We start from the raw sequence: 16,306 nt of genomic DNA on the forward strand, positions 1-16,306 counted from the left end.
CTGCCCTTGCAGGATCTGTTATGGAACCCATTCTGATCGCCGTGGCCTTTGGCTGCGGCATGGTAGTCAATCTGATTGGCCTGCCCCCCCTGCTCGGCTTCCTGGCCGCCGGTTTTATCCTCAACGGCATGGGATATGAAAATACCCCTGCCCTGAGCGAGGTGGCCGATCTCGGCGTCACCCTGCTGCTGTTCACCATCGGCCTCAAGCTCAATATCAAGACCCTGATGCGGCGCGATGTGTGGGGCACCACCAGCCTGCACCTGCTGCTCTCCACCCTGCTCTTTACCGTGGTACTGCTGGTCTGCAAGGGACTGGGGCTTGAACTTGCCCTCTCGCTGGACTGGAAACTGGCGCTGCTGCTGGGCTTTGCCCTCTCCTTCTCCAGCACTGTCTTTGCGGTCAAGGTGCTGGAAGATCGCAGCGACATGAATGCCCTCTACGCCCGCATCGCCATCGGTGTGCTGGTCATGCAGGATGTGTTCGCCGTGGCGTTTCTGGCCTTCTCCAGCGGCAAGTGGCCCAGTATCTGGGCGCTCTGGGTACTGGGATTGCCGCTGCTGCGCCCGCTGCTGTTCAAGCTGCTGGAGCGTGCCGGGCACGGCGAGCTGCAGGTGCTGTTCGGGGTGTTTCTGGCGCTGGTGGTCGGGGCTGCCGGTTTTGAAGTGGTCGGCCTCAAGCCGGATCTGGGGGCCCTTATAATCGGTATGATGCTCGCCTCCCATCCTGCTGCGGCAGGGCTGGCCAAGGCGCTCTTCAACCTCAAAGATCTCTTTCTGGTCTGCTTCTTTCTCACCATCGGCCTCAACGGCCTGCCGACCCACGACACCATGTTGCTGGCACTGGCGCTGGTGCTGGCCCTGCCGCTCAAAAGTGTCCTCTACTATCTGGTCTACAGCGGCGCTCACCTGAGGGTGCGCACCGCCCTGCTCTCGACCCTGGCGCTCACCAACTTCTCGGAGTTTGGCCTGATCGTCGCCGCCATCGCAGCCAAGGCGGGCTGGCTCTCCCACGAGTGGCTGGTGGCGGTCTCGCTTGCACTGGCGGCGAGCTTTATGATCTCTGCCCCGCTCAATGCCCAGAGCGAGCGCATTTATCACCGCATCGGCCACTGGCTGCGGGGATTGCAAGCGAGCAACCTCCATCCGGAAGACAGACCCATCGAGCTGGGCGATGCGGAGGTGATCATCCTCGGTATGGGGCGGATCGGTCAGGGGGCCTACTTCGAGCTGGAGAACAAGTACGGCAACGTCATCCTCGGAGTGGAGAACGACAGCGAGAAACTGCCCACCCTGCGAGCCCAGGGGATGAACGTCATCGAGGGGGATGCCACCGATACCGACTTCTGGGACAAGGTGCTGCTCTCCAATCAAGTCAATCTGGTGCTGCTGGCGATGCCCCACCACTCGGGTAACCTCTACGCCATCGAGAAGCTGCGCAGCCATGGATTCAACGGCAAGATCGCCGCCATCGTCCGCTTCGAGGATGATATCGCCTCCCTGCAGGAGCAGGGGGTGGATGCGGTGTTCAACGTCTACAACGAAGCGGGCAGCGGCTTTGCCCGCCATGTGATCCGCCGTTTGCAGCCGCTCTGATCCTGCGGCCAGCGGCTATTGGCAAGGGAATGCGCATCGTTTAAGTTATGCATAACCTCGTTTAATAAAACGAACAAACGTGGGGCCTGTATGGCCCCGCTTTCCTATCTGCCGAAGCCAAGGAGGCACCATGAAGACCCTCAACGACTGGATTTTGCTCGATCGCCACGAGGCGGCCCCTACCCCGCTGATGCCCGCCCCCGATCGCATTAAAGCAGGCCATCCGAGTCAGACGGTGTGGAACCACTACTCCGATCCCAGCCAGCAGTTTCACGTGGGCTTCTGGGCTTGCGAGCCGGGCCGCTGGGCCATCCACTACACCGAGCACGAGTATTGCCAGCTGCTGGAGGGGGATGTGGTGATCCACGACAGTCAGGGCGGCCAGCTGGCCCTCAAACCCGGCGATCAATTCGTCATTCCCGCCGGCTTTGTCGGTGAGTGGGAGACCCTCAACCCCTGTCGCAAGGTCTATGTGATCTTCGAACCCGCCTCGGCTTGACGTTCACGTCACCCTGCCCCGTTGCAGCAGCCCTTATCCTGTTGATCCGCTTGACGCTTACGGCATGATTTTCTGCGGTTTTCCCGCTTGCAAAAGGTTTTTCCGCTAGGCATTGTGTCTGACGAGGAATGTAAATGGAATTTCGAGCCCAAACGTGGGGGGCTCATATAAAAATCAAGAGGATTACCGCCAATGTGTTCAATTTTCGGCATTCTGGATATCAAGTCCGATGCAGTAGCCCTGCGCAAATCGGCGCTGGAGATGTCCAAGCGACTGCGTCACCGCGGGCCTGACTGGTCCGGCGTCTATAGCTCAGACAAAGCCATTCTGGTGCATGAGCGTCTGGCCATCGTCGATCCGGGCAATGGCGCCCAGCCGCTCTACAACCCCGAGCGCACCCATGTGCTGGCGGTCAACGGCGAGATCTACAACCACAAGGAGTTGGAGAAAACCCTCAAGGTCGACTTCCAGTTCCAGACCAAATCCGACTGTGAAGTGCTACTGGCTCTCTACAAGGAGAAGGGCCCGGCATTTCTCGACGATCTCAACGGCATCTTTGCCTTCATCCTTTATGACGCCGAACAGGATGCCTACCTGATTGGTCGCGACCACATGGGGATCATCCCCCTCTATACCGGTCGCGATGAGCACGGCAACTTCTATGTTGCTTCCGAGATGAAGGCGCTGGTACCAGTCTGCAAGAGCGTCGAGACCTTCCCGCCGGGACACTACCTGTGGAGCAAGGATGGCGAGCTCAAACAGTGGTACAAGCGCGACTGGATGGAATACAGCGCGGTCGAGCACAACGTCAGCGACAAGGCCGAGCTGAAAGCGGCGCTGGAAGCGGCGGTCAAGCGCCAGCTGATGTGTGACGTGCCCTATGGCGTGCTGCTCTCCGGCGGGCTGGACTCCTCCGTTATCTCCGCCATAACCAAGCTCTATGCGGCGCGCCGCATCGAGGACGATGGCAAGAGCGAAGCCTGGTGGCCGCAACTGCACTCCTTCGCCGTGGGCCTGGAAGGGTCGCCGGATCTCGCCGCCGCCCGCAAGGTGGCTGATCACCTCGGCACCATCCACCACCAGATCCACTTCACCGTGCAGGAGGGTCTGGATGCCCTGCGCGACGTCATCTATCACCTCGAGACCTATGACGTCACCACCATCCGCGCCTCCACGCCCATGTACCTGATGGCCCGTTACATCAAGGCGATGGGGATCAAGATGGTGCTCTCCGGCGAAGGTTCCGACGAGCTGTTCGGTGGCTACCTCTACTTCCACAAGGCGCCCAACGCTAAAGAGTTCCACGAAGAGAACGTGCGCAAGCTCGCCTCTTTGCACCTCTATGACTGCCTGCGCGCCAACAAATCGATGGCCGCCTGGGGTGTCGAGGGTCGCGTGCCCTTCCTCGACAAGGAGTTCATGGACGTGGCGATGCGCCTGCAACCTACCGACAAAATGTGTGGCAAAGGCAAGATCGAGAAGCACATCCTGCGCGAAGCGTTTGAAGATCTGCTGCCCCACGAAGTGGCATGGCGCCAGAAGGAACAGTTCTCCGACGGCGTAGGTTATTCGTGGATCGACAGCCTGAAGGCGATGGTCGAGACCGAAGTGACAGATCAGATGTTCGAAGCGGCCGCCTTCCGCTTCCCCATCAACACCCCGCTCACCAAGGAGGCCTACTTCTACCGCGCCATCTTCGACGAGCACTTCCCGCTGGAAGCCGCCGCCCGCACCGTGCCCTACGGCAAGTCGGTCGCCTGCTCCACCCCTACCGCGCTGGAGTGGGATGCCAAGTTCAAGGAGATGGCAGACCCGTCTGGCCGCGCCGTGATGGACGTGCACCAGCAAGGCTACTAAACCCTAACGGGTTCACCCGAGCGGATAACGCCAGATAGCAACAAGCCCTTCACCATGGTGAAGGGCTTATTCATGTGCCCATTGCCACGCTCGCCAAATCACATTAGGCCATGCAGATAGTTGATTTTTCATAAATATTTAATTTTTTTACCAAGTGACCATGCATTGACAGAGAGCGCGTCGATTGACTATGCCTGAAGGGTGATCAACAGGATCACCAGGATGACAACAAGGATCGGGAGGGGGCATGGATGCTAACACTCTATCAAGGATCGGCCTGCTGGTTTCACTGTCCACCAGCACAGGGGCCGTGGCCAATGACAATATTCTTGCCCTGCAGCTGGGCAAGGCGTTCAGCAATGAAAAGCTCGACATCAAGATCGCCGATGCCAAGTTTCACCATATGTTCTGGCGCTGGGGAGACTCGGTCTGTCAATTTGGATTGGGAGTGCGTGTCGGTACCCTCAAGGTAGAAGATGAAGAGACAGCAAGACTGGGAGGCGGTGCCCGTATCGAATGCCAATGGGGTAACTGGGTGACCTGGCTCCCCGGCGAAATGGTCTGGCTCGATCAGTATCAATTTGGCAACCGCGGCCAAGGCTACAAGGATTACGGCGGCCCCTTCCAGTTCGCTCTGGGTATCGGCCTCGGTTACGCCATCACCAAGAATTGGCTGATCGGCTATCAGTATGAGCACATGTCCAACGCCTATATGTATGACAAGAACCCGGGGCTCGACAGCCATACCCTCCATATCGAGTACCGTTTTTAGCCAAACAGCTGCCACTGCTATACGTACAACAATGTCTAGTCCTGAAATAGGTTTACACATTTTCAACTAGCATTTCTCTACTCAGAACCCCGATGTACCGCATCGGGGGTTCTGTATTTCAACGCATGATGCGGCCGCTCCGCGTTGTAAATATCCACCGCTTCACGCACTTGCGTCAAATCCTGCGGGCTTTGCAACAATAACTCTCCTTTCAAAATCCCGTTCACCCGCTCCACCAACGCATTCTGATAACAGTCATACCCATCCGTCATCGAGCATTTCACCCCGAACCGTTCATGTAGTGACTGATACCGCCCAGAGCAATACTGCACGCCGCGGTCTGAGTAATGGATGAGTTCACCGCTGCCACGCCGTTGCTTCAGCGCTTTCTTGAACGCCATCGCCACCGACTCCGCGTGCATCCCTTCGTGCACGTGATGGCCCACTATCTTGCGTGAGTACGCATCCGTCACCAGGCTCAGGTACAGTGGCCCGCTCCTGGCTGGCAGATAGGTGATATCTGCGACCCAGACCTGCTCCGGGCCACCGGTGTGACCTGCTCTGGTCCCGCCTTGAGCAACGTCGGTGTAGCTATGTGAGCTAGTCGCTATTTATTTTCCGTCACAGTGTCACTGAGAACCGGAACAGGTTGACGACGAACAATCCAGATAATAAGCGCCAGTACCAGTAATGGCAGAACAGGATCAAGCCAGGTGCCACCGGAGCCAAACAGCAGGTTGAGCAGGGCTACGCAAGTACCGCCGATAGCCCAGGCGATAGTGGTAGGAATAGACCAGACCACCATTTGCTGCTTCACGTCGGATACCCCCATCATACGGTTAACCACCCAGAACAAGCTGTCGTTGAAGTAACCGAAGAACAGTGAGCCCATGGTTGCAGCTTGGGCAGCCAGCAACATGTTGACCCCGGGGATCTGTGCCAAGATTGGTGCCGAAATGGAGGCGGCCGTCACCATGGCGACTGTGCCAGAACCTTGGATGATGCGTACCAAGGTTGCCACGATGAAGGGGATCAGAATTGGGGAGATTGGCAGCAAAGCGATCTGCTCGGCAAGCTGTTGGCCAGCGCCGCTGTCACGTAGAACTGCCCCCAACGCCCCCCCAGCACCGGTCACCAGCAAGATGATACCGGCCGATTGCAACCCCTCTTCAAGGCGCTCAGCGGTGGCGTGCTTGTCCATGTGCGGCACCAAGGTATAGACCGCCAGCAGCACACTGATAGCGAGTGCGATTATCGGTGTGCCAATGAAGTTGACGCCCTGCACCAAGGGGTTCTCCATCAGACCATTCATTCCCTCCAGGGTGGCGAGCGTGGTGAAGATGGCCTTGAGGAAGATAAGCACGATGGGCACCAAGATCGGCAGCAGCGACAAGGTCAGGCTTGGCAAGGGCTTGCCCTCCTTCTCCTTGAGATACTGTTCGTAGGTGACCTGCAACTCATCCGGCGTTTTTTCCGCCTGCTGAGAAAACTCGGGGGACTTGCGGTCTAGCCACTGAGCGTAGAAGACGATGCCTATCACGCAGGGGATGGCCAGGGCCATGCCCATCAAAAGCATGGCGCTAATATCCACGTCAAACAGACCGGCGACACCGAGTGGGCCCGGTGTTGGCGGCACGGTGTGGTGGGTCACTACCAGGCCACCAGTAAGTGCAACTCCCAGGGTGAGCAAGGAACGCTTGCCGCTTTTCGCCAGCGCCTTGGCAACCGGGTATAGGATGACGAAGGCGGAATCGACAAAGATAGGAATGCTGACTATGTAGCCGGTAATGGCTAGTGCCCACTCCTCGCGACGTTTGCCGAGCCATTTGATGAAGCTATAAGCGATCTGCTCTGCTGCTCCCGACACTTCCAACAGGCGGCCCATCATGACACCGAGGCCAATGACGATACCAATGCTGCCAAGGGTGGAGCCAAAGCCCTGGGTGATGACGGTGAGGGTCTTGTCGATGCTCATGCCTCCGGTGATCCCGGCGATACAGGCCGCCGCCAACATGGCAATAAGGGCATGTACCCGAGTGCGGATAACCAGAAACACCAATACGAAAACCGCAATGATAAGGCCAATGATAGGGGTAGGAATGGTGCTCATAATGCCTCCTGCAGGTCATGGGCTATAAAGCTGTCAATGATCCCAGCAAACGTCCTGTCAGCCATGAAGCCGGATGCCAATGCCCGACTGTTGTCAATCTGTCCAGGCCAACTGGCGACGATGCGCTCGATGGCAGGATCGGCAGCAAACTGCACCCGATCCAGCGCAGCCTGACCACCAGTCCGAGCGAGGACCTCCATCATCTCGCCCACGGTAACGCTGATGCCGGGCAAGTTGATGCTGCGGAAATCGCCAGTGGCGGGAAGCCTGGCGGCCCGCAGGAAGTTATCAACAACAGTGGCGGGGCTTGAGAGCCAAAGGCGAAGCTCGGGGCTCACCGGGCAAATGGCGATCTCCCCTTGTAGAGGCTCGCGGATAATACTGCTGACAAAGGATGAGGCAGCACGGTTCGGCTTACCTGGTCGTACGCAGATAGTGGGTAGCCGCAGAACCAGCCCATCCACATAACCTTTGCGGCTGTAATCGTTGACCAGTAACTCCCCCATCGCCTTCTGCGCGCCATAAGAGGAAGTCGGGGTAAGCGCGGTGCTGTCGTCCACAATCTCAGGCAGTGGGCCGCCATAGACAGCCAGCGAGCTGGTGAATACAAAGCGGATGCTAGGATGGGCATGACGGCATGCCTCCAGCAGGCTGCGGGTGGTGTCCAGGTTGACCTTCCAGCCGAGATCAAAATCCTGCTCGGCGTGGCTGCTGACGATGGCGGCAAGGTGATAGACAATGGTAGTGCGTTCGCATATCAGAGATTCGGCCACCCCCAGGGTAGTCAGGTCTGCCTGCAGGCAGCGTACGCGTGGATCGGGCTGGCGCTGTGGCTCCTGAATGTCTACCAACAGTAACTCGCTGAAAGAGACTGTACTCTGCAACAGGGCACGAGCCAGCTTTTGTCCCAAAAAGCCGCCTCCTCCGGTGATAATTATCTGCATATCGTTATCCTCAGACTCATTCGTGTGTAGGGTTGTTATTGCTTTGTCAGCCAGGTCAGTCCTTGCCGGGTATTGCCTCTGGGGTTGTATTCACAGCCGATCCAGTCGTGGTAGCCCGCCTCCTCCAGTACCTTGAACAGGTACGGGTAGGCGATTTCCCCTTCGTCCGGCTCGTGGCGATCCGGCACTGAGGCGATCTGGACGTGGCCAATAGCCGAGCCCAGCTTGCCGATGAGACGGGTGAGATCCCCGTCCATGATCTGAGCGTGATAGAGGTCAAGCTGTACCCCTACGTTCGGTCTGTCTATCTCCTCTACTAGCGCCAATGCATAGAGCTGGTGAGCCAGAAAGTAGCCGGGCACGTCCCGATCGTTCAGCGGCTCAAGCAGCACCTTGATGCCGTCTTCTGCCAAAAAGTCGGCGGCGAAGCGGATGTTTTCTATCAAGGTCTGGCGATGGGCTGCAAAGCTGTGGGCCGGATCTACGATGCCGCTCATGGCGTGTACCTTGCGACATCCAAGCGCCAGGGCGTAGTCACGCACTGTTGATAGGTGGCTGCGAAACTCGGCTTCTCTGCCGGGGATGGCAGCCATGCCGCGCTCCCCCATCGCCCAGTTTCCCGGCGGCATGTTGAACAGCGCTTGCGTCAAGCCGAACTGCTGTAACTGGCGGGCGAGCTCGGCGGCTGGCCACTCGTAGGGGAACAGGAACTCCACCGCTTCAAAGCCAGCCTCACGGGCCGCAGCGAAACGTTCCAGAAACGGTAACTCGGTAAACAGCATGGTGAGATTGGCGGCAAATTTGCTCATGGTTTCAGACTCCTTAATTCCTTGATTTCTGGTTCGTTCAGATAGCGGATCTGCCTGCCTTGTAGCAGCAGGGCCAGGCGAGCCGTCTCCTCCAGTTCCTCCATGTTGTTGACCGCCTCGACCAGATCCTTGCCAGTGACCACGGGGCCATGGTTAGCCAGCAGGAAGGCGTTGCCATCAGGAGCACGGCGACCAAGTTCCTCAGCAATGCGTACATCCCCAGGCTTGTAGTAGGGAATGAGCGGCAGCTGGCCAACTCGCATCACGTAATAAGGGGTAAAGGGACGTATCACATTGGTCGGATCCAACCCCTCCAGACAAGAGAGGGCGGTTAGATGGGGGCAGTGCAGATGTACCACTGCCTGACAGTCCGGATTGTTGTGGTAGATGGCGAGGTGGAAAGCCACCTCCTTGGAAGGGCGGTCCCCCCCGAGGTGTTCACCGCTCATGCTCACGGTTGAGAGACGAGTCGGATCGAGCCTGCCAAGGCTGGAGCCGGTTGGGGTGGCAAGCAACGTGCCATCCGGTAGTTTGGCCGAGAGATTGCCAGCACCGCCTGTGGCATAACCCCGTTCGAAAAGAGATGCGCCCAGCATCACCATGGTGTTGCGCAGAGCCTGTTCAGTCATGGAAAAACTCCTGTGCCCGGCTGAAGAAGGTGTCGTCACCAAAGTTGCCCGATTTAAGCGCCAGCGAAAGCGGTGCGTCGGTAGCTCGAACCCATGGCACGCCGGGAGCAATCTGGGGGCCTATGTAGAAAGCGGCGATGCCCAATGCCTGGGTAATACGGCTTGAGGTTTCGCCGCCAGCGATGATGAAGTTATCCACGCCGGCCTCTTTCAGCAGCACGGCCACTTGTGCAAAGCATTGCTCCACCGCTTTACTTGCCGCGTCACGGCCATGGCGTTCCTGAATGACAGCTAGCTCGTTCGGACTGGTCGTAGCGTGGATCATAGGGGCAGGAGAAACCGGTCGGTTCAGGACCCAACGGGCCAGCTCGGCCGGATAGTCTGCTTGTGTCAGGCAAGCAGCCACATCAAGCGCCAGTGCCGGCGCAACAGAGCGATAGTGTGCGACCTGGCGGTTGGTCATTTCGGAGCAGGAGCCCGACAGCACAACAGCGCGGGTACCGACTGGCCGTCCTGCCTCGCGGGCAGCGGCCAGATTACCGCTGCCGAGCAACCGGGCCAAACCGATGGCGAGTCCGGAACCACCAGTGACCAACGGCATATCGATAGCGGCCTCAGCAATGTCCAACAAATGCTGCTCGGTAAGGGTATCTACCACGGCGTAACGCACACCATCTTGTTTAAGTTGTTCAAAAGCGTCAGTAATGGCACGAGGGCCCCGCTCGATGATGGCGAACGGCACCAGTCCGGCACGCCCTGCGGCCTGTGCCTCCATCAGTCGCAGCAAATTGCTGTCTGTCATAGGAGTGATGGGGTGGTGTCGCATACCAGACTCAGCGAGCAGCTGGGCACCAACAAAGAGGTTCCCTTGATAGACGGTACGCCCGTTTATCGGCAGCGCTGGGCAGATAAGCGTGAACCTGCTTTCCAACGCCCCCAGCAGAGCGTCAGTGACCGGACCGATATTGCCGGCTGCCGTGCTGTCGAAGGTAGAGCAATATTTCTGGTAGATGCGTGGACAACCGAGCGCCTTGAGCCAGTCTAGGGCAGCCAAGGTATCGCGCACCGCCTCGTCAGTCGGGCAGGAACGGCTCTTGAGGCTTATCACCACAGCATCAACTCCCGTCAGGTCCATCGTTGCAGGGATACCGGAGAACTGGATTGTGGCGAGGCCGTTTTCCACTAGAAAACCAGCGATATCGGTTGCGCCGGTAAAATCGTCTGCAATAACACCAAGTTTCATGCTGCGCCCTCCTGTTCCGGCAGGATTATGCCGTTGAAGATCTTGATGACAGCGCTGTCGTCCTCCTTCCCATGACCGGCATTGCTAGCCGTGAGGAACATATTGAGAGCAGTGCTAGCCAGCGGCAGCGGGAAGTTCAGCGCCTTGGCTGTATCAGCAACCAGATTGAGGTCCTTGACGAAGATGTCGACTGCCGAGCGAGCTTGATAGTCACCGGTCAGTACCCTGGTCATGCGGTTTTCGAACATCCAGGAATTACCGGCGGAATGGGTCACAACGTCATACATAAGGTCCAGTGAGACGCCTGCACGGCTTGCGAGTGCCATGGCCTCGGCGGCGACCGCAATGTGCACACCAGCCAGCAACTGGTGGATAATCTTGACTGTGCTGCCTTGTCCTGGCTCGCTGCCGATCCGGTAGACCTTTCCAGCCACAGCATCAAGAACCGGCTGCAAGCGTGCAAAGGCGGCGTCGGCACCAGCAGCCATTACTGTCATCTCACCCGCGTCGGCTTTAATTGCACCGCCTGAGACTGGGACGTCCAGCATCAATAGTCCGAACCCTGCCAACTCGCGAGCAAAAGTGGCAGCCTCATCTGCTGAGATAGTGGAGGAAATCATTACGCCCGTTCCCTGTTTGAGATGAGCGGCCAAACCGTTCTCGCCAAACAGGATTCTGCGTACTTGGGTTGCGTTGACCACTAGCAGTAGGACTGCGTCCAACGTCTCTGCTAAGGGGCGGGCGTCGGCCATAACAGCAGCAGCCCCGGCGGCCTGCAGTTGCTCTCGAGCGTTCTCGCAAAGGTCAATGCCATAGGTGACAAGCCCGGCCCGCAGGCAGGAGCGAGCTGCACCCATACCCATGGCACCTAGGCCTATGACGGCAACGTGATATGGTTTGCTCATCTGTTAGTTCCTCAATAACTACGGATGAGGCCATGATAGGGGCTTGAGGTGATCAAATATCAACCACCGATCACATAAATTAACTTCTTGATGTTAACATTTGTGATTAACCAAGTTTCTAGGATTTCCACCTCACTAAACATCGATTCTCATTGTGAATAAATGTGATTCCTGATGCTTTTTAAGAGTTTTTACCATTTTTTCCCATTCACCTGGGCTAAGATGGCTCCAGTATTTTGAACTGGAGATATCCATGATCCCGATAGAGCGGCAGCAACGAATTCTGCATCTACTGGCAGAACGTGGGGCAGTTAGTATTACGGAGCTCACTGAGTGGCTTCAGGTCTCCCATATGACCGTAAGGCGGGATATTCAAAAGCTTGAGGAACAAGGCAGGGTTCTGTCCGTTTCTGGTGGAGTAAGTCTGACTCAGCGTATTCGAAGCGAGCCCTCTCATGCGGACAAACGAACGTTAATGCAAGATGCTAAAGTCGCGATAGCACACGCGGCTGTTGAACTTATCGAGCATGGAAGTTCTGTCTATCTCGATGCAGGTACCACTTCCCTTGAGCTCGCTCGTCTGCTGGCCTCGCGTGATGACCTGATGATTGTGACCAATGATTTCATGGTGTGCGGCTATCTGATTGAGTTTGGAATGTGCAATCGTCTATATCACACAGGTGGATTAGTAGTCCGTGACAATCAGTCTTGTGCCGGTGAAGCCACTGCTCATTTTTTGCGAAACCTGCATCTTGATATTGCTTTCCTCTCAACCTCCTCATGGGATGCAACAGGCATCTCTACACCAAGTGAACAGAAAGTGCCTGTTAAGCGTGCAGTAATAGATGCTGCTGCCAAGAGGATTCTCGTTTGCGACTCATCAAAATATGGCAAAGTGGGGACATTTAATGTAGCTAGCTGGGAGGTGATCGACCAAGTTATCACTGATAAGAATTTACCCTTGGCAGCAGAAGAACTCCTTCTCTCCCACGGAGTTAAGCTGACCACGGTTGAACTACATGATTCGGGGCGTACCACATTAATCAAATGATAAAGACCACACTTAAAAAGCAACAGGAAACAAGAGGAACTCTCGTTAGGCCATTGCTTACTGGTTGTCGTCATTTGACTCATCATCCTATACAGGCCCAGTCATCAAAGTGACTCACATCTTCTTGCTCAGTAATACGCCTACCACGACAAACGTGTGATCTCGATCGACTGATTGCATTGTATATATGAAAAATCGGTGGCGACAGTGGCTACGCGGCTACAACTCCCTTCTAGACCGCGCCATTGCTGTGTTTGTCGTGTAGCCACTACTCAAAAAAATGGTGGCTACAGGTGGCTGCATACTTTTTACTTGGTGGCTACAGCCCCTTTTTGTAGCCACTGTAGCCACCATTTTTGCTTCTTTCATTAACAACGCCGAAATGGCATACCCGTGGCCCTTGGTTCCTGCTCACTGGGGTTATTCACCCCCTACGTCATCTCCTTCATCACCCAATACTCTTTCATCCAGCACATAGGCCCTCATCGACTTTCCCTTACCTGGCAATCTGCCCTACCGCAGTCGCTAATCATTATCTGGACTTGTGAGCTGATAGCCGGCCTCAAGGCACATGGGTAAATGTGACCTAATACACAAGAATGGCATCTCGTCTTGGAACACATCTTCTGAGTTGATAGCGATCAAACAAAATCATACCGTCTGGTCGGTATGATTCAGTAATGAACATGGAAACAGCACACCGTAAAAAAGATCCTGTCCGTTTGCAGGAACAACTGCTGGAGTCAGCAGCCACAATCGCTGCTCGAGACGGCATCGCAGCTCTGTCTTTGAATGCCGTAGCCACTGAAGCCGGTGTAAGCAAAGGTGGATTACTACACCATTTCCCTAATAAGCAATCACTGATCTTTGCTCTCTTTGCTCGTCTACTGGCAATTATGGAAGAGGCTATCTCAGCACTGATGGCTGCTGACAAGACTGAATATGGCCGTTTTACTCGTGCTTACCTGCACTATCTTTCTGCCCCTGAATTAACGGACACCCAGGAGAGTCGCCAGTTAATGGTACTTTCATTGGCCATGCCGGATGAACCAGTGTTGCGAAAATGTTGGCGTGACTGGATGCAGGCACATCTAGAGCAAGGAGATGAGTTGGACAATAGCCATACTGGTACGCTGGTACGTTATGCCGCGGACGGTATTTGGCTATCGGAGTTAACCGAAGGGCGCACCATGATTGCAACGCACCGTCAGGCGCTGGTTGAAACTTTGCATAATATGACGCTCCCCATATAAAGCACATGGATTGAGGCCGAGATGCGCTACTTCATCAATGCCCGCTTCATTTATGATGCGACAGATGGTTCCTTGACTCAGCGGGAAAGTGTTGAGCAGGACAGTCAATTATCCATTACCGCCAATGCGCTTTTTTATTTTTTCTTGCGAAATACAGGGATCGTGAGCCGAGACGAGGTGCTTAAAAAAGTCTGGGATGATAACGGATTAACTTCATCGAACAGCAATCTCAACCAATACCTGAGCATATTGCGCAAGGCTTTTCGCCAGTACGATATAGACAATATCATCATCACGGTATCGCGCGGTTATTTGCAGCTGAATCCAGACGTCATAATTGAACCTATCGATGATGCTCCCGCGCCCCCCAATGGAATAGCGACCCCACCAACCATGGTGGCGACCGCCGCACCGATAATTGAGCCTGCAGAGTGGCAACTTCCCCTCACTCCACACTCACGAGGAATATGCTGGTATATCGCAGGGGGCTGCATGCTCGTTTTTGCCCTACTACTGGTGGCATTCGGTCTGTTGAATGACCGTGAGCCCCACCCCCTTACAATGACACAGATCCCCAATAACCAGTGCGAATTACTGGCCAGCGACGAGATGCTGCGATCGGTCAGCACCACTGCCTACGGTGAGCATTTCGACCAGGTGCGGCAGCGTTTAAACATCAACTGCAAACCCGGCGAACGTTTTCTGTTTTTCTACGGAGATAGACTGGAGACCAACGGTTTGGGCAGGGTATTTCTTGCCCACTGCGCCATGCACGAAGACAACCCGTTCAGCTATTGCGATAACTATTTTTACTACTCTTGGAAGCCGTGATGAAACTTGCGCCGCGTCCCTTCTTTCTTTTGTCCTGCTCAGTATTCCTAGCTGCGGCAGTCTATGCCTGTTATCAGCTACCTACCGAAAATGATGGCGTCATGAGCTGCGCCACTAAAGGCATTATGCGTTTTGAAGACACGAACAAAGAGAACGTAAACGGTAATATCCACTTCAACTTTGGCCGCCAGGGAAAGGGCTCAATGGTAGTTGAAGGCTATACCGACTCGGCCGCCGGCTGGCTCTACCTCCAGCGCTATGTCACGTTCACTTACAACAGCAGCCGTGTCTCAACCACCGAACGCCAGTACCGCATCAACAAATGGGAGGCGAGCGCCTCCTCCATCGATCAGTCACCGGATGTGGTCTTCGACTACTTCATGCGTGAGATGTCCGATAGTCACGATGGGTTGTTCCTGAGTGCACAACGGCTCAATCAGCAGGCGATACTACTGAGCTCCATCAACTCACCACTCTGGATCTGCACCCTCAAATCTGGCAGCAAACTGAACTAGTCCCGTCAATACTATGGATGCTCCGACCCAAGCGTCGATGACGCTGACACATATCGCCCTCCCCCAACGACTTGGCGGGCTCAAATATCCTTGATGGCTCCCCACTCATGCGGCATGTCATCCCATTTTTCGTAAAGACAGCCATGTGGTAATTGTCTCCCTGCTCTTTCTCCTGATTCTACTCCCATAGCGACACTCGCCTCTTTCGTATCGCACAACAGGAGCGGCCCCTTCCACTTTTCCAGCCCACCCCATATGCTCTCTCAGCCTGCACGCAATACCCGCCTCTTTTTTTGACCCGCAGTCACCGCCTTATCACTCCCTCTTGCTACATCCCACTCACTTTCAACATTTAGCGTCACTGGCAAAATATGAGCTCCACCACAGTTAGCAGCCGGCCAAATTACCTCTCGCCCCCATTACCTAACAACTCTTTAACATCGACAGACGATATTTTCCCGAGCCTGAATCAGGCCTTATGCAAGGCGAAAACCCCCTTTCAACTGCAGCATGAATACATAAATACCGCGTATAAAAACCATAAAATAAGAATAAAAAACTAAAAATCACATTTTATTAGATTCAAATTCCACAAACGCTGCCAATACCTATAGTGGCGGTTGAACGCCGCAACCGTGCCTCAATGTCGTGATACGGACGGTGTTTCTTAACCACACAACACAACCTGTTCTGAGGAGATCACCATGGGTGATGCATTGGGGCTTATCGAAACTAAAGGTCTGGTGGCCTGCATTGAAGCTGCGGATGCCATGTGTAAATCCGCCAATGTCGAACTGATCAGCTATGAAAACATCGGCTCCGGCCTGGTCACTGTCATGGTGAAGGGGGATGTCGGCGCAGTGAAGGCGGCGGTGGATTCTGGCGTGGAGTCGGCACAGCGCATCGGTGAAGTAGTGACCTCGCTGGTTATCGCTCGGCCGCACAACGACATCAACAAAATCGTCATTAAACACAAGGCTTAAGGCTAGGAGAGTTCAAATGGGTGATGCATTGGGTTTGATTGAAACAAAAGGCTTGGTGGCCTGTATTGAAGCGGCTGATGCCATGTGCAAGGCCGCCAACGTCGAATTGATCGGTTATGAGAACGTCGGCTCTGGCCTGGTCACCGCCATGGTGAAAGGCGACGTAGGGGCAGTCAAAGCCGCTGTGGACTCGGGCGTGGAGTCTGCACAACGCATTGGTGAAGTGGTGACTTCCTTGGTTATCGCCCGTCCGCACAGTGACATCAGCAAGATTGTCGCCCACTACAAAATTTCCGAATAACGGGAGAGA

The 16,306-nt window shown here is 55.5% G+C and carries 16 protein-coding genes and 1 pseudogene; 10 read left to right on the top strand and 7 right to left on the bottom strand.

Annotated elements, in window-relative coordinates; translation table 11 throughout:
* Positions 1-20 precede the first annotated feature (20 nt).
* The 4 genes from I6L41_RS08400 (at position 21) to I6L41_RS08415 (ending at position 4,723) form a co-directional block, all read left to right on the top strand.
* Positions 21-1,595 (top strand): cation:proton antiporter family protein, encoded by a 1,575-nt coding sequence (locus I6L41_RS08400; RefSeq protein ID WP_005337288.1) that lies wholly within the window; start codon positions 21-23, stop codon positions 1,593-1,595.
* Between the two features lie 130 nt (positions 1,596-1,725).
* Entirely contained in the window at positions 1,726-2,094 is a 369-nt protein-coding gene (locus tag I6L41_RS08405; RefSeq protein ID WP_216963348.1) for a cupin domain-containing protein, read from the top strand.
* A gap of 192 nt (positions 2,095-2,286) precedes the next feature.
* The gene (gene asnB / locus I6L41_RS08410) at positions 2,287-3,951 is read left to right on the top strand and encodes an asparagine synthase B (RefSeq protein WP_216963350.1); all 1,665 of its coding nucleotides are present in this window, start codon (positions 2,287-2,289) and stop codon (positions 3,949-3,951) included.
* A 247-nt stretch (positions 3,952-4,198) separates the two neighbouring features.
* Positions 4,199-4,723, top strand: a complete 525-nt coding sequence (locus I6L41_RS08415) for an acyloxyacyl hydrolase (RefSeq protein ID WP_216963352.1) — start codon at positions 4,199-4,201, stop codon at positions 4,721-4,723.
* 77 nt (positions 4,724-4,800) lie between these two features.
* On the opposite strand, the pseudogene I6L41_RS08420 reads toward I6L41_RS08415, so the two are convergent.
* The 7 genes and pseudogenes from I6L41_RS08420 to ltnD all read right to left on the bottom strand — a co-directional run.
* Positions 4,801-5,309, bottom strand: a pseudogene (locus I6L41_RS08420) (IS3 family transposase); the annotation flags it as partial.
* A gap of 21 nt (positions 5,310-5,330) precedes the next feature.
* Positions 5,331-6,833 (bottom strand): GntP family permease, encoded by a 1,503-nt coding sequence (locus I6L41_RS08425; RefSeq protein ID WP_216963354.1) that lies wholly within the window; start codon positions 6,831-6,833, stop codon positions 5,331-5,333.
* Positions 6,830-7,777, bottom strand: a complete 948-nt coding sequence (gene denD / locus I6L41_RS08430) for a D-erythronate dehydrogenase (RefSeq protein ID WP_216963357.1) — start codon at positions 7,775-7,777, stop codon at positions 6,830-6,832. Before denD ends, I6L41_RS08425 begins: the two co-directional genes overlap by 4 nt.
* Positions 7,778-7,812: 35 nt before the next feature.
* Positions 7,813-8,586 (bottom strand): 2-oxo-tetronate isomerase, encoded by a 774-nt coding sequence (otnI, locus tag I6L41_RS08435; protein WP_216963360.1) that lies wholly within the window; start codon positions 8,584-8,586, stop codon positions 7,813-7,815.
* On the bottom strand, positions 8,583-9,215 hold the full coding sequence (locus I6L41_RS08440; protein WP_216963362.1) for an aldolase: 633 nt from the start codon (positions 9,213-9,215) through the stop codon (positions 8,583-8,585). The genes otnI and I6L41_RS08440 overlap by 4 nt, the downstream gene beginning before the upstream one ends.
* Positions 9,208-10,458: a 3-oxo-tetronate kinase gene (gene otnK / locus I6L41_RS08445; protein WP_216963365.1), complete on the bottom strand. Its 1,251-nt coding sequence runs from the start codon at positions 10,456-10,458 to the stop codon at positions 9,208-9,210. The genes I6L41_RS08440 and otnK overlap by 8 nt, the downstream gene beginning before the upstream one ends.
* Entirely contained in the window at positions 10,455-11,363 is a 909-nt protein-coding gene (gene ltnD, locus I6L41_RS08450) for an L-threonate dehydrogenase (protein WP_216963368.1), read from the bottom strand. Before ltnD ends, otnK begins: the two co-directional genes overlap by 4 nt.
* A gap of 253 nt (positions 11,364-11,616) precedes the next feature.
* Between ltnD and I6L41_RS08455 the strand changes: the two genes are divergently transcribed.
* The 6 genes from I6L41_RS08455 (at position 11,617) to I6L41_RS08480 (ending at position 16,297) form a co-directional block, all read left to right on the top strand.
* On the top strand, positions 11,617-12,414 hold the full coding sequence (locus I6L41_RS08455; protein WP_216963371.1) for a DeoR/GlpR family DNA-binding transcription regulator: 798 nt from the start codon (positions 11,617-11,619) through the stop codon (positions 12,412-12,414).
* Between the two features lie 680 nt (positions 12,415-13,094).
* Complete coding sequence (locus I6L41_RS08460; protein ID WP_042056255.1) at positions 13,095-13,667, top strand: TetR/AcrR family transcriptional regulator; 573 nt, start codon at positions 13,095-13,097, stop codon at positions 13,665-13,667.
* A 21-nt stretch (positions 13,668-13,688) separates the two neighbouring features.
* Positions 13,689-14,498: a transcriptional regulator gene (locus I6L41_RS08465; RefSeq protein WP_216963375.1), complete on the top strand. Its 810-nt coding sequence runs from the start codon at positions 13,689-13,691 to the stop codon at positions 14,496-14,498.
* Between the two features lie 203 nt (positions 14,499-14,701).
* Positions 14,702-15,013: a FidL-like protein gene (locus I6L41_RS20775; protein ID WP_254203409.1), complete on the top strand. Its 312-nt coding sequence runs from the start codon at positions 14,702-14,704 to the stop codon at positions 15,011-15,013.
* Between the two features lie 704 nt (positions 15,014-15,717).
* Positions 15,718-15,996 carry a BMC domain-containing protein gene (locus I6L41_RS08475; protein WP_010634659.1) on the top strand — a complete coding sequence of 93 codons (279 nt, stop codon included), beginning with the start codon at positions 15,718-15,720 and terminating at the stop codon, positions 15,994-15,996.
* A 16-nt stretch (positions 15,997-16,012) separates the two neighbouring features.
* Entirely contained in the window at positions 16,013-16,297 is a 285-nt protein-coding gene (locus I6L41_RS08480; RefSeq protein WP_042080492.1) for a BMC domain-containing protein, read from the top strand.
* Positions 16,298-16,306 lie beyond the last annotated feature (9 nt).

The organism is Aeromonas sp. FDAARGOS 1411 (assembly GCF_019047125.1).
GTDB lineage: Bacteria > Pseudomonadota > Gammaproteobacteria > Enterobacterales > Aeromonadaceae > Aeromonas > Aeromonas veronii.